Genomic DNA, 12,594 nt, shown 5'->3' on the forward strand with positions numbered 1-12,594 from the left:
TGACCATCGTTGGGGAAATCGCGGATAATTGCCGCCATGCCTCCCCGCCCCACCTCACCCTGCCCCTGCGGCGGCCCCTCGTTCGACAGCTGCTGCGGCCCGTTCCTGGCCGGCGCAGCCCTGCCGCCCACTGCCGAACAGCTGATGCGCTCGCGCTATACCGCCTTCACGCTGGGCGATGAAGCCTACCTGCGCGCCACCTGGCACCCCAGCACGCGGCCGCAGGAACCGATCGTCGACAAGGATCCCGTCCGCTGGCTTGGCCTGGAGATAAAAACTGCTTTACGTTTACGTCAACGTAAAGCAGAATTGCCGGACGTTCCAGGCGACCATGACCACCCCCGCGACGAAGACCACGTCGAATTCGTCGCCCGCTTCAAGGTGGGCGGGCGCGCGCACCGTCTCCACGAGCGCAGCCGCTTCGTGCGCGAAGCCGGCCCCGATGGCGCGCCACGCTGGTTTTACCTGGACGGCAGTTTCCCCGACAAGAAGTAAGCGCTGCCAGACACCCAGGGCGGCGACAGACCAGAGGACGGCACATGCCCCAGATCGAAAGCAAACTGAATCCGCGCAGCGAGGATTTCAAGGCCAATGCCACCGCCATGCAGGCCGTGGTGGACGACTTGCGCGCGCGCGTGGCGCAACTGGCGCAGGGCGGCGGCGCCGAAGCCAGCGCGCGTCACCTCGCGCGCGGCAAGCTGCTGCCGCGCGAGCGGGTCGAACATCTGCTCGATCCGGGCACGCCCTTCCTCGAATTCTCGCAACTGGCCGCCTACGAAATGTATGACGGCGCCGCGCCCAGCGCCGGCATCATCACCGGCATCGGCCGCGTTTCCGGCCACGAATGCGTGATCGTCTGCAATGACGCCACCGTCAAGGGCGGCACCTATTACCCGATGACGGTCAAGAAGCACCTGCGCGCGCAGGAGATCGCCGAGCAGAACAACCTGCCCTGCATCTACCTGGTCGACTCGGGCGGCGCCAACCTGCCGAACCAGGACGACGTGTTCCCCGACCGCGACCACTTCGGCCGCATCTTCTACAACCAGGCGAACCTGTCGGCCAAGGGTGTGCCGCAGATCGCCGTCGTGATGGGCTCGTGCACCGCCGGCGGCGCCTACGTGCCGGCGATGAGCGACGAGTCGATCATCGTCAAGGACCAGGGCACGATTTTCCTCGGCGGCCCGCCGCTGGTAAAAGCGGCAACCGGTGAAGTCGTCAGCGCCGAAGACCTGGGCGGTGGCGACGTGCACACGCGCCTGTCGGGCGTGGCCGACCACCTGGCGCAGAACGATCCGCATGCGCTGTCGCTGGCGCGCACGATCGTGTCGAACCTGAACCGCGTCAAGCCGCAACAGGGCGAACGGCGCGAGAGCGTCGAGCCGCACTATCCGGCGTCGGAACTGTACGGCGTCATCCCGGTCGATACGCGCAAACCGTTCGACGTGCGCGAAGTGATCGCGCGCGTGGTCGATGGCAGCGTGTTCGACGAATTCAAGGCGCGCTACGGCACCACGCTGGTGTGCGGCTTCGCCCACATCTTCGGCATGAAGGTCGGCATCATCGCCAACAACGGCATCCTGTTTTCCGAGTCGGCATTGAAGGGCGCGCACTTCATCGAGCTGTGCTGCCAGCGCAAGATTCCACTCGTGTTCTTGCAGAACATCACCGGCTTCATGGTCGGGCGCAAATACGAAAACGAGGGCATCGCGCGCAACGGCGCCAAGATGGTCACGGCCGTGGCCACGGCTGCCGTGCCGAAGTTCACCGTCATCATCGGCGGCTCGTTTGGCGCCGGCAACTACGGCATGTGCGGGCGCGCATTCTCGCCACGCTTCCTGTGGATGTGGCCCAACGCGCGCATCTCGGTGATGGGCGGCGACCAGGCCGCATCGGTGCTGGCCACCGTCAAGCGCGACGGCATCGAAGGCCGCGGCGGCCAGTGGTCGCCGGAAGAAGAAGCCGCCTTCAAGCAGCCGATCCGCGACCAGTACGAGCACCAGGGCCACCCGTATTACGCGTCGGCGCGCCTGTGGGACGACGGCGTGATCGACCCGGCCGACACCCGCACGGTGCTGGGCCTGGGCTTGTCCGCGGCCATGAACCAGCCGACCGGCGACACGACGTTCGGTGTGTTCCGCATGTAAGGGGATGACGATGACCTATGAAACCCTGCTCGTGACGGTGGCCGACAAGGTCGCCACCGTCACGCTGAACCGCCCCGACCTGCGCAACGCGTTCAACGAACAGGCGATTGCCGAACTGGCGCGCGTGTTCGATGAACTCGGCCGCCACGACGCCGTGCGCGTGATCGTCCTGGCCGCCAACGGCCCGTCGTTCTGCGCCGGCGCGGACCTGAACTGGATGAAGAAGATGGCCGGCTACTCGCATGACGAGAACGAGGCTGATGCCATGCGCCTGGCCGCCATGCTGCGCACGATCTACCTGTGCCCCAAGCCCGTGGTCGCGCGCGTGCAGGGCGATTGCTACGCCGGCGGCATGGGCCTGGTGGCGGCCTGCGACATCGTCGTTGCGAGCGAGGCGGCCGGTTTTTGCCTGTCCGAAGTGAAGCTCGGGCTGATTCCGGCTACCATCTCGCCTTACGTGATCAAGGCGATGGGCGAACAGGCGGCGCGCCGGTACTTTATAACGGCCGAGCGCTTCGACGCAGCCGAGGCGCAGCGCATCGGCGTCGCGCATGCCGTCGTGGCGCCGGAAGCGCTCGACGCCACCGTCGCCGGGATCGTCAAGGCGCTGGTGAACAACAGCCCGCACGCCGTCCGGCAGGCCAAGACGCTGGTGCGCGAGATCGTCGGCCAGCCGGTCGACGATGCGCTGCTGCGTGACACGGCCGGGCGCATCGCCGCGATCCGTGCATCGACCGAAGGCCGCGAAGGCGTGGCCTCGTTCCTTGAAAAGCGCAAGCCGACATGGATTAACTAGTATTGGAAATGTATAGTGAAGCAGCAAACCACCTCCTCCGACTGGATCGCGCGCAGCCTGCGCAGCGTCTGGCATCCCTGCACCCAGATGCAGCATCACGAAGAGGTGCCGCTGATCGCGGTCAGCCACGGCAAGGGGCCGTGGCTGTACGACTATGACGGCAAGCGTTACCTGGACGGCATCAGCTCGTGGTGGGTCAACCTGTTCGGCCACGCCAACCCGCGCATCAATGCCGCGCTGAAGGACCAGCTGGACAAGCTCGAACACGCGATGCTGGCCGGCTTCACGCACGCGCCCGTGGTCGAGCTGGCCGAGCGCCTTGCCGCGCTGACCGGCCACGCGCTGGGCCACGCCACGTTCGCCTCCGACGGTGCATCGGCCGTGGAAATCGCGATGAAGATGAGCTTTCACGCGTGGCGCAATGCCGACCGGTCGTCCAAGCAGGAATTCGTCTGCCTGCAGGGCAGCTACCACGGCGAGACGATTGGCGCGCTGTCGGTCACCGACGTGCCGCTGTTCAAGGACGCCTACGGCCCGCTGCTGCGCGCATCGCATGTGGTGAGCGCGCCCGATGCCCGCAACGCGTTCGAGGGCGAGACGGCGCAGGACGTCGCGCGGCGCGCGATCCTCGAAGTGAAAGCGCTGTTCGAAGAACGGGGCGACAAGATCGCCGCCATCATCGTCGAGCCGCTGGTGCAGTGCGCCACCGGCATGGCGATGTACGACCCGCTGTATCTCAAGCTGTTGCGCGACCTGTGCGACCAGCACCGCGTGCACCTGATCGCCGACGAGATCGCGGTCGGCTGCGGACGCACCGGCACCTTCTTCGCCTGCGAGCAGGCCGGCATCTGGCCGGACTTCCTGTGCCTGTCGAAAGGCATCAGCGGCGGCTACCTGCCGCTCTCGCTCGTACTCACGCGCGACGACATCTACCAGGCCTTCTACAGCACCGACATCACGCGCGGCTTCCTGCACTCGCACTCGTACACCGGCAATCCGCTGGCCTGCCGCGCGGCGCTGGCCACGCTCGACATCTTCGAAGAAGACGATGTGTTGAACCGCAACCGCGAGCTGGCCACCAGGATGACGGTGGCGCTGGCGCCGCTGGCCGACCACCCGCGCACGCGCCACTTCCGCCAGCGCGGCATGATCTTCGCGTTCGATGCCATCGAACCGGATACCGATCTTGCCTCGACCTTTGCGCGCCGCTTCTTTTCGACGGCGGCCGAGAACGAACTGCTGCTGCGCCCCATCGGCCGCACCGTGTACCTGATGCCGCCGTACGTGCTGGACGAAGAAGAAGTCGCGGGCCTGGCCGCGCGCACGATCAAGACGTTCGAATCGGTCATCGCGGGGTGATGTGATGGATCTCATCGCCACCATCGACCGCCAGCTCGACACGCTGGCTGCGCGCAGCCTCACGCGCCGGCGCCGCATCACCGATGGCGCCTGCGCGCCGCGCCAGCTGGTCGACGGCCGTGACCTGCTGGCCTTTTGCAGCAACGATTACCTGGGCCTGGCCGCGCACCCGCAGGTCATCGAAGCGCTGCGCGAAGGCGCGCAGCTGTATGGCGCCGGCAGCGGCGCCTCGCACCTGGTGTCGGGCCACAGCCGCGCGCATCATCTGCTCGAAGAAACGCTGGCCGGGTGGATGGCGCCGCACCTCGAGCAGGCGCGCGCGCTGACGCTGTGCACCGGCTACATGGCCAACCTGGCGATCCTCAGCGCCCTGGGCCTTGATGCCGATGCGATGATCTTTTCCGAGGCGCTGAACCATGCTTCGCTGATCGACGGCGCCCGGCTTGCGAAAGCGGGCGTGACGGTCTACCCGCATGGGGACGTCGAGGCGCTGACACGACTGCTGGCCGCCAGCAGCGCCAGCACCAAGATCGTCGTCACCGACAGCGTGTTCAGCATGGATGGCGACCTGGCGCCGCTGCCGGCGCTGCTGGCCGCATGCGAGCGCCACGGCGCCTGGCTGGTGGTCGACGATGCCCACGGCTTCGGCGTGCTGGGCCAGAACGGGCGCGGCGCACTGGAACATTTCGGCCTGCGCTCGAGCAACCTGATCTACATGGGCACGCTGGGCAAGGCCGCCGGTGTCGGCGGCGCCTTCGTCGCCGCGCACGCCAGCGTGATCGAATTGCTCATCCAGCGCGCCCGCCCGTATATCTACACGACGGCCTGCCCGCCGGCGCTTGCACACGCCTTGCTCGCCAGCCTTGCTATCATGGGCGGTGACGAGGGCGCAGAACGGCGCGCGCACCTGGCGCAACTGGTGGCGCAGCTGCGCGGCTCGCTGCGCCTGGAACGCTGGGAACTGGCGGCGTCGACCACCCCGATCCAGCCCGTCATCATCGGCAGCAACGACGCTGCGCTGCACGCCGCGAGCCGTCTGCATGCGCAGGGCTTGTGGGTGCCGGCGATCCGCCCGCCGACCGTGGCGCCCGGCACCGCGCGCCTGCGCGTGACCTTGTCCGCCGCCCACGCCACGGATGACGTGGCGCGGCTGGCGCAGGCGCTCAACGAACTGGAAAAGGCCGCACCATGAACAACCTGAACGAAACCGATGCACCGGTCATCGCGCAACCCCTACTTGACCCCGAGGTCGACCTGACCGAGCTCGACGAACCGGTCCTGGAGCCTGAACTGGAACTGCGCGCCGACGATCTGCCAATGCGCTTTGCCTGCTTTGTCACCGGCACCGACACCGAGATCGGCAAGACGCTGATCTCGGCCGCGATCCTGCACAAGCTGGTGGCCACGGGCCAGCGCGCCTGCGGCATGAAGCCGGTGGCGGCCGGCGCCGAACTGAAAGACGGCGTGCTGCACAACGACGACGCCGACCAGCTGATCGCAGCCGGCAACGTGCACCTGCCGGCATCGCTGACCACGCCCTACCTGCTGCGCGAACCGGCCGCGCCGCACATCGCCGCCGCACTCGAGGGCGTGACGATCGAGCTGGTACCGATCCTGGCCGCCTTCGCCGAGATCCAGGCCGCGTCCGATGCGGTCGTGGTCGAAGGCGTGGGGGGCTTCCGCGTGCCCTTCAACGACGACTTCGACAGCGCCGACCTGGCCGCACAACTGAACCTGCCCGTGATCCTCGTTGTCGGCGTGCGGCTGGGCTGCATCAGCCATGCGCTGCTGACGGTCGAAGCGATCGTGGCGCGCGGCCTGGTGCTGGCCGGCTGGGTCGCCAACACGGTCGACACGGACATGCGCTTTGCGCAAGAGAACATCGCGGCGCTGGCCCAGCGTATCCCGGCGCCGCTGCTGGGCCACGTGCCACGCCTGAACGAACCGACGGCTGCTGCGGCAGCCGAATTTATCGACCTCGCCGGACTGCCGAACTGGCCGTCCACGCGGGTCTAGTTTTTGAAGGAACCGAAATGACCAATATGAACACTGTCGCCCTGCACCGCCCAACGGCAGCCATCAAGCCGCCCGAGAATGCGACCTGGCCGCTGGCCGACGTGCTCGCGCTGTTCGACCTGCCGTTCACCGAACTGATGCACCGCGCGTCGACCGCGCACCGCCTGAACTTCCCGGACGGCGACGTCGAACTGGCGACGCTGCTGTCGATCAAGACCGGCGGCTGCGAAGAAGACTGCGGCTACTGCCCGCAGGCGGCGCGCTACGACACGGGCGTGGAAGCCAAGAAGCTGCTCGACATCGACACGGTGCTCGACGCGGCGCGCGCGGCCAAGGCCAGCGGCGCCACGCGCTTCTGCATGGGCGCAGCCTGGCGCAGCCCGAAAGAGCGCGACATGGACAAGGTCGAGACGATGGTGCGTGAAGTCAAGGCGCTGGGCATGGAAACCTGCGCCACGCTGGGCATGCTCGAAGCCGGCCAGGCCGAACAGCTCAAGCGCGCTGGCCTGGACTACTACAACCACAATATCGACACCGCGCCGGACTTCTACAACAACGTCATTTCGACCCGCGAATACCAGGACCGCCTGGACACGCTGGGCCGCGTGCGCGAAGCAGGCCTGAAGGTCTGCTGCGGCGGCATCGTCGGCATGGGCGAGACGCGCGAACAGCGCGCCGGCCTGATCGCGCAACTGGCGAACCTGAACCCGTATCCGGAATCGGTGCCGGTCAACCACTTGGTGCAGGTGGCGGGCACGCCGCTGCACGGCATGGACAAGCTCGACCCGATCGAATTCGTGCGCACCATCGCGGTCGCGCGCATCACGATGCCGCAAGCGCGCGTGCGCCTGTCGGCGGGCCGCCGCGAAATGGGCGAAGCGGTGCAGGCGATGTGCTTCATGGCCGGTGCCAACTCGATCTTCTACGGCGACAAGCTGCTGACCACCGAGAACCCGGAAGCCGACGACGACCGCGTGCTGCTGGAAAAACTGGGCCTGAAAACCCGCGCCGCGACGCTGGAATCGGCGCCGAAGGAAGCCTGCGGCTGCTGAATCCCCGTCGTTCCCGCGGAGGCGGGAACCTAAGTCGTTTGCTTAGCCACTCGCGTTGAACGTAGCTGATACGCGTGCAAACTTGGGTTCCCGCCAAGGCGCCCGGCGAGGGCGGGAACGACGTAGTGGCAGCGCAATGATCCGGCTGGAGAGACACAGCCAAAGCATCACCCGAACAACCATAAGCGAAAGATAACGCGCATGTTCACCAAACTCCTCATCGCCAATCGTGGCGAGATCGCCTGCCGTGTGGCCGCTACTGCGCGCCGCATGGGTATTCGCACCGTCGCCGTGTATTCCGAGGCCGACGCCGGCGCCAAGCACGTCGCGGTCTGCGATGAGGCCATCCTGATCGGCCCCGCCGCCGCGCGCGACAGTTATCTGCGCGGCCAGAAAATCATCGAAGTTGCCAAGGCCACCGGCGCGCAGGCAATCCATCCCGGCTACGGCTTCCTGTCCGAAAACGCGGAGTTTGCCGAGGCCGTCCACGCCGCCGGCCTCGTGTTCGTCGGCCCGCCTGCGGCATCGATGCGCGCGATGGGTTCGAAGTCCGCCGCCAAGCAGCTGATGGAAAGCGCCAACGTGCCGCTGGTACCGGGCTACCACGGCGACGAGCAGGATCCCGCGTTCCTGCGCGAGCAGGCCGACCGCATCGGCTACCCGGTGCTGCTCAAGGCCAGTGCCGGCGGCGGCGGCAAGGGCATGCGCGTGGTCGAGCGTTCCGAAGACTTCGAAGGCGCGCTGGCCTCGTGCAAGCGCGAAGCGATTTCCAGCTTCGGCGACGACAAGGTGCTGGTCGAAAAATACCTGATCCGCCCGCGCCACATCGAGATCCAGGTGTTTGCCGACAGCCTGGGCAACTGCGTCTACCTGCACGAGCGCGATTGCTCGGTGCAGCGCCGGCACCAGAAGGTGCTGGAAGAAGCGCCCGCCCCCGGCATGCCGCCGGAGCGCCGCGCCGCGATGGGCGAAGCGGCCGTGAACGCTGCGCGCGCCGTCGGCTATGTCGGCGCCGGCACCGTCGAATTCATCGCCAACCAGGACGGCTCGTTCTACTTCATGGAGATGAACACGCGCCTGCAGGTCGAGCATCCGGTAACCGAAATGATCACCGGGACCGACCTGGTGGAATGGCAGTTGCGGGTCGCCTTTGGCGAAGCGCTGCCGAAGCAGCAGCATGAACTGGGCATCCACGGCCACGCGATCGAAGCGCGCGTGTATGCCGAAAATCCCGAGAAGGGTTTCCTGCCGTCGATCGGCACCTTGCGCCATATGGACGTGCCGCGCGCGGTCGCGTTCGAGCTGGGCAGCGACGGCGCGAACCCCGCCGCCGTGCGCGTCGATTCCGGCGTGCGCGAAGGCGATGCGATTTCGCCGTTCTACGATCCGATGATCGCCAAGCTGATCGTCTGGGGCGCGGACCGCACCCAGGCGCTGGCGCGTATGTCACAGGCGCTGAGCGAGTTTCGCATCGTCGGGCTGGCCACCAATATCGCGTTCCTGAAACGCCTGGTCGAGGGCGAGGCATTTGCCACGGCCGACCTGGACACGGGCCTGATCGAGCGCCATGGCGCGACGCTGTTCCCGCCTGCCGCACCGGCGCCGCTGGGCGCGCTGGCCCTGGCCGTGTTCGCGCTGCGCGAGAACGCGGCCAATGACGCTGATCCATGGAGCCAGGCCAGCGGCTGGCGCATGAACGGCGACTACCGCCGCGTGCTGTCGTGGTCCGACGAATCCGGCGCCTACCGCGTCGGCCTGACCTACCGCCGCGACGGGCTCGAGATCGACCTCGATGGCCAGGCGCAGCGCGTGGAACGCGTCGGTGGTGCTGGCGACGATCTGGCGCTGCGCCTCGGCGAGACGGCCGTGCATGGCGTCGTGCGCCGCGACGGCGACGTGTTCCACGTATTTACCGCCGGTCAGCATTTCACGCTGACGTACAATGATCCGATGGCCCACGCCGGCGAAGTCGAAACGCTCGGCGGTCGCCTGACGGCGCCGATGCCGGGCAAGGTGGTCGCGGTGCTGGTCCAGGCCGGCGCCACCGTGGTGAAGGGCGAACCGCTCGTCATCATGGAAGCGATGAAGATGGAGCACACGATTGCTGCGCCGGGAGACGGCGTGGTCGAGGACGTGCTGTACGAGGTCGGCGACCAAGTTGCCGATGGCGCGCCGCTGCTGGCCTTCAAGGCGGCGTAAGCAACACCCATAAAAACCACCCTACACGATGAGGGGGAGACATGCGTATTGTCCTGTACCGGGGCGATGGCGTCAGCGAGCCTTGGGAACACGCGTTTGCCAGCGTACTGCCGGGGATCGAGACCGTCATCTGGAAAGAAGGCGAGCAACTGGCGCACTGCGATTACGCGGTGCTGTGGAACCCGGCGCCGGCCCTGCTGGCCCAGCTGGGTGACGTCAAAGCGATCTTCCTGATGGGCGCGGGCGTCGACGCGCTGCTCAAGTTTGGCGATGCCTTGCCCGATGTACCGCTGGTGCGCCTGGGCGACGCCGGCATGGGCGTGCAGATGGCCGAGTATGTGGCGCATGCGGTGCTGCGCTACTTTCGCCGCTTCGATGAATATGAACAGCAGGCCAGGCACGGCGCCTGGAATCCGCTGCCGCAGCATCCGAAAGAGTCGTTCACGATCGGCGTCATGGGCCTGGGCCGGCTGGGCATGCCGGTGGTCGAGGCGATGCGCCATTTCGGCTTTCCCGTGCGCGGCTGGAGTCGCAGCCCGAAAGACATCCCGGGCGTGCCGACCTATGCCGGCATGGCGCAGCTGGGTGACTTCCTGCACGGCACGCGCGTACTGGTCTGCCTGCTGCCGCTGACACCGGACACCACCAACCTGCTCGACCGCCACAACCTGGGCAAGCTGGCGCCCGGCGCGTATCTGATCAACGTGTCGCGCGGCGCGATCCTGGCCGAACCCGATCTGATGACGCTGATCCGCTCCGGGCACATCGCCGGCGCCACGCTCGACGTGTTCCGCCATGAGCCGCTGCCGGCCCAGCACCCGTTCTGGAACGAGCCGCGCATCGCCCTCACCCCGCATATTTCGGCGCTCACCATGCGCCAGGACGCCGTGCGCCAGATCGTCGACAAGATCGACGCCCTGGAACGCGGCCAACCGGTCGACGACCTCGTCGACCGCCAACGTGGATATTGAAATGACACCCCTGCCAACGAAGGTCAAGATTGTCGAAGTCGGCCCCCGCGACGGCCTGCAGAACGAAAAAGAAGCGCTCGGCGCTGACGTGAAAATCGAGCTGGTCGAGCGCCTGGCGCGCGCCGGTTTCGTCAATGTCGAGGCGGCAGCATTTGTCTCGCCCAAGTGGGTGCCGCAAATGGCAACCTCCGCCGAAGTGCTGGCCCGCATCGAACGCCGGCCCGGCACGATCTATTCGGCGCTGGTGCCGAACATGCAGGGCTTCGAGGCCGCGCTGGCCGGCAAGGCCGACGAGGTCGTCGTGTTCGGCGCAGCGTCCGAGGCGTTTTCGCAAAAGAACATCAACTGTTCGATTGCCGAGTCGATCGCGCGCTTCGAGCCGGTCGCGCGCGCTGCCAGGGAGCACGGCCTGCGCCTGCGCGGCTCGATCAGCACGGCGTTTGGCTGCCCGTACCAGGGCGCCGTCTCGCTCGATGCCGTGGGCGACGTCGTGGCGCGCATGCGCGATCTTGGCTGTGACGAGATCGATATCGCCGACACGATCGGCGTGGCGACCGCGCGCCAGACGCAGGCCGTGATGCTGCGCGCAGCGCAGGCGTTCCCGCTGGGCCAGCTGGCCGGCCACTTCCACGATACGTATGGCCAGGCGCTGGCGAACATCTACGCGGCGCTCGAAGTGGGCGTGGCGATTTTCCACTCGTCAGTGGCCGGCCTGGGCGGTTGCCCGTATGCCAAGGGCGCGACCGGCAATGTCGCGACCGAAGACGTGCTGTACCTGATGCAGGGGCTGGGGATCGAGACGGGCGTGGATCTCGACCAGGTGGTCGATGCCGGGCTGTTCATCTCCGCGCAGCTGGGCCGCAAGAGCATCAGCCGCGCCGGCAATGCGCTGGCCGCCAAACGGGCCGGGTGACAGGCAGGCCCCCGGTGTGCCGGGGGCTGTTTCAGGGAAAACGGGCGCACAACGAAAAAAGCCGACAACTCACGTTGTCGGCTTTTTTCTTAATGCTGGTCGGAGTACAAGGATTCGAACCTTGGACCCCCTGGTCCCAAACCAGGTGCGCTACCGGGCTGCGCTACACTCCGAAGAAGCAAGATAATACCGGCTTGCCGTCACTTGGTCAAGGATTTCGCGTCAAAATCCTCACTCCCCCCGGATCTGCAGCGCCCGCTCGTACAAGGCATTCTTCTTGCGGCCCGTGATCTGCGCCGCCAGATTGGCCGCCTGCTTCACGCTGCATTCGGTGAGCAGGATCTGCAGTACACGCTCGGCCTCGATGTCTTCGGCGTCGCTCGCGGCGACTGCCCCCTCGACCAGCACGACGAATTCACCCTTCTCGCGGTGCGCGTCGGCCTTGACCCAGGCCAGCGCCTCGCCCAGTGTGCAGCGGTGAATTTCCTCGAACATCTTGCTCAGTTCGCGGGCAAACACGACCTGGCGGGTCGGCTCGAAGGCCGCCACCAATGCTTCGACGCAATCGACGATCCGGTGCGGCGCCTCGTAGAACACGAGCGTCGAGGTTTCGCGCGTCAGTGGCGCCAGTGCCGTTTCGCGGCCCTTGGCCTTGGTCGGCAGAAAGCCGACAAAGTGGAAGCGGTCGTTAACCAGGCCGCTGGCCGACAGCGCCGCGATCGCCGCCGACGGGCCCGGCAACGGCACCACGTTCAGGCCGGCGGCGCGAACGGCATCAACGATGCGCGCGCCCGGATCGGATACGCCTGGCGTGCCGGCGTCGGACACCAGCGCCACGCGCTGGCCGGCGCGCAGGCGCTCGACGATCTTGTCGGCCACCTCGCGCTCGTTGTGCTGGTGCGCGGCGATCGTGCTCTTGGAAAGACCAAAGCGTTGCAATAACGCGCCAGTCTTGCGCGTGTCTTCACAGGCGACGACGTCGGCCAGGGCCAGCAGGTGTAAAGCACGCAAGGTGATGTCGGTGACGTTGCCAATCGGAGTAGCCACGACATACAGCGTTGCGGTAGGATAGGACTGCTGGGCCGCCTCGCCCATGACGGGAAGTCGGGCGATGTCGATGGTCTGCTGTTCTGTCATATAG

Annotated in this window: 11 protein-coding genes and 1 tRNA gene; 10 read left to right on the top strand and 2 right to left on the bottom strand. The window is 66.8% G+C overall.

The window, feature by feature from the left end; translation table 11 throughout:
- The first annotated feature begins 36 nt into the window (after positions 1-36).
- The 10 genes from AC56LN_RS08735 to AC56LN_RS08780 all read left to right on the top strand — a co-directional run bounded on the left by AC56LN_RS08735 (position 37) and on the right by AC56LN_RS08780 (position 11,453).
- A complete protein-coding gene (locus tag AC56LN_RS08735; RefSeq protein ID WP_499570999.1) occupies positions 37-495 on the top strand; it encodes a YchJ family protein in 459 nt (152 codons plus the stop codon).
- 44 nt (positions 496-539) lie between these two features.
- A complete protein-coding gene (locus tag AC56LN_RS08740) occupies positions 540-2,147 on the top strand; it encodes a carboxyl transferase domain-containing protein (protein WP_499571001.1) in 1,608 nt (535 codons plus the stop codon).
- Positions 2,148-2,157: 10 nt separating this feature from the next.
- The gene (locus tag AC56LN_RS08745; protein WP_499571003.1) at positions 2,158-2,943 is read left to right on the top strand and encodes an enoyl-CoA hydratase/isomerase family protein; all 786 of its coding nucleotides are present in this window, start codon (positions 2,158-2,160) and stop codon (positions 2,941-2,943) included.
- A gap of 15 nt (positions 2,944-2,958) precedes the next feature.
- Positions 2,959-4,302, top strand: coding sequence for an adenosylmethionine--8-amino-7-oxononanoate transaminase (bioA, locus tag AC56LN_RS08750; protein WP_499571005.1), 1,344 nt, complete (start codon positions 2,959-2,961; stop codon positions 4,300-4,302).
- 4 nt (positions 4,303-4,306) lie between these two features.
- The gene (gene bioF / locus AC56LN_RS08755; protein ID WP_499571007.1) at positions 4,307-5,494 is read left to right on the top strand and encodes an 8-amino-7-oxononanoate synthase; all 1,188 of its coding nucleotides are present in this window, start codon (positions 4,307-4,309) and stop codon (positions 5,492-5,494) included.
- Positions 5,491-6,318, top strand: coding sequence for a dethiobiotin synthase (bioD, locus tag AC56LN_RS08760; RefSeq protein WP_499571009.1), 828 nt, complete (start codon positions 5,491-5,493; stop codon positions 6,316-6,318). The genes bioF and bioD overlap by 4 nt, the downstream gene beginning before the upstream one ends.
- 26 nt (positions 6,319-6,344) lie before the next feature.
- A complete protein-coding gene (bioB, locus tag AC56LN_RS08765; protein WP_499571599.1) occupies positions 6,345-7,370 on the top strand; it encodes a biotin synthase BioB in 1,026 nt (341 codons plus the stop codon).
- A 201-nt stretch (positions 7,371-7,571) separates the two neighbouring features.
- A complete protein-coding gene (locus AC56LN_RS08770; protein WP_499571011.1) occupies positions 7,572-9,569 on the top strand; it encodes an acetyl/propionyl/methylcrotonyl-CoA carboxylase subunit alpha in 1,998 nt (665 codons plus the stop codon).
- A 41-nt stretch (positions 9,570-9,610) separates the two neighbouring features.
- Entirely contained in the window at positions 9,611-10,540 is a 930-nt protein-coding gene (locus tag AC56LN_RS08775; RefSeq protein ID WP_499571013.1) for a 2-hydroxyacid dehydrogenase, read from the top strand.
- 1 nt (position 10,541) lies between these two features.
- On the top strand, positions 10,542-11,453 hold the full coding sequence (locus AC56LN_RS08780; protein WP_499571015.1) for a hydroxymethylglutaryl-CoA lyase: 912 nt from the start codon (positions 10,542-10,544) through the stop codon (positions 11,451-11,453).
- A gap of 96 nt (positions 11,454-11,549) precedes the next feature.
- On the opposite strand, the gene AC56LN_RS08785 is transcribed toward AC56LN_RS08780, so the two are convergent.
- Together AC56LN_RS08785 and rsmI are read right to left on the bottom strand one after the other, a co-directional pair.
- Positions 11,550-11,626 (bottom strand) — tRNA-Pro (locus AC56LN_RS08785).
- 58 nt (positions 11,627-11,684) lie between these two features.
- Positions 11,685-12,590 carry a 16S rRNA (cytidine(1402)-2'-O)-methyltransferase gene (rsmI, locus tag AC56LN_RS08790; protein ID WP_499571016.1) on the bottom strand — a complete coding sequence of 302 codons (906 nt, stop codon included), beginning with the start codon at positions 12,588-12,590 and terminating at the stop codon, positions 11,685-11,687.
- Positions 12,591-12,594 lie beyond the last annotated feature (4 nt).

This window comes from Telluria sp. ZT3P26, from assembly GCF_059686035.1.

Coding starts and splice junctions, on each gene's coding strand:
- bioB (WP_499571599.1), top strand. CDS start 6,345: ATGAACACTGTCGCCCTGCACCGCCCAACGGCAGCCATCAAGCCGCCC.
- AC56LN_RS08770 (WP_499571011.1), top strand. CDS start 7,572: ATGTTCACCAAACTCCTCATCGCCAATCGTGGCGAGATCGCCTGCCGT.
- AC56LN_RS08735 (WP_499570999.1), top strand. CDS start 37: ATGCCTCCCCGCCCCACCTCACCCTGCCCCTGCGGCGGCCCCTCGTTC.
- AC56LN_RS08745 (WP_499571003.1), top strand. CDS start 2,158: ATGACCTATGAAACCCTGCTCGTGACGGTGGCCGACAAGGTCGCCACC.
- AC56LN_RS08780 (WP_499571015.1), top strand. CDS start 10,542: ATGACACCCCTGCCAACGAAGGTCAAGATTGTCGAAGTCGGCCCCCGC.
- AC56LN_RS08740 (WP_499571001.1), top strand. CDS start 540: ATGCCCCAGATCGAAAGCAAACTGAATCCGCGCAGCGAGGATTTCAAG.
- bioD (WP_499571009.1), top strand. CDS start 5,491: ATGAACAACCTGAACGAAACCGATGCACCGGTCATCGCGCAACCCCTA.
- AC56LN_RS08775 (WP_499571013.1), top strand. CDS start 9,611: ATGCGTATTGTCCTGTACCGGGGCGATGGCGTCAGCGAGCCTTGGGAA.
- bioF (WP_499571007.1), top strand. CDS start 4,307: ATGGATCTCATCGCCACCATCGACCGCCAGCTCGACACGCTGGCTGCG.
- rsmI (WP_499571016.1), bottom strand. CDS start 12,590: ATGACAGAACAGCAGACCATCGACATCGCCCGACTTCCCGTCATGGGC.